The 824-nt window shown below is 76.0% G+C and carries 1 pseudogene; it reads left to right on the forward strand.

The window, feature by feature from the left end:
- Positions 1 to 824, forward strand: a pseudogene (locus tag EAO77_RS35500) (substrate-binding domain-containing protein); the annotation flags it as partial.

Genomic DNA, 824 nt, shown 5'->3' on the forward strand with positions numbered 1-824 from the left:
GCTCCGCGCCGGCCGCAGCCGCACGCTGGGGATGCTCGTCCTCGACATGGCCAACCCGTTCTTCGTGGACATCGCGGCGGGCGCCGAGCGTTCCGCCCGCGACGCGGGCCTCGGTGTGATGCTCTGCAACAGCGCGGAGAGCCCTCGCGAGGAGGCCGAGTACCTGACGCTCTTCTGCGAGCAGGAGGTCCGCGGGGTGCTGGTGACGCCCGCGGACGCCTCCGGCCGGAACCTCGCCGCCTTCCGCCGCCACGGCATCCCGTTCGTCTGCGTCGACCGGGCGCTGCCCAGCGCCGAGGGCTGCTCGGTGTCCGTGGACGACATCACGGGCGGCGCCCTCGCCGTGCGCCACCTCGTGCAGCGCGGGCACCGGGAGGTCGTCTACGTCAGCGGCCCCATGCACCTCGCGCAGTGCCGCGACCGCCGCGAGGGCGCGCTGCTGGCCCTCGCGGAGGCGGGGCTGCCGGCCGGTGCCCTCGCACAGGTGGAGACGGCTCGCCTGGACGCCGCGGCCGGGCGGGACGCCGGGGCMCGSCTGCTGGGCMTGSSCGMMCKCCCSWCSGCGGTCTTCTGCGCCAACGACCTGCTGGCCCTGGGCGTCCTCCAGTCGCTGTACGCGGCCGGGGTGCGGGTCCCCGACGACATGGCGATCGTCGGCTACGACGACATCGAGTTCGCGGCCGCCGCCGTGGTGCCCCTGACCTCGGTGCGCCAGCCGTCCGCGCGCATGGGGCGCACCGCCGCCGAGCTGCTCATCGAGGAGACCGGCGAGGACGCGGCGGAGCACCGGCACCGCGCGATCGTGCTCCAGCCCGAGCTCGTCG

It is taken from the genome of Streptomyces sp. T39, assembly GCF_008042045.1.
Lineage (GTDB): Bacteria > Actinomycetota > Actinomycetes > Streptomycetales > Streptomycetaceae > Streptomyces.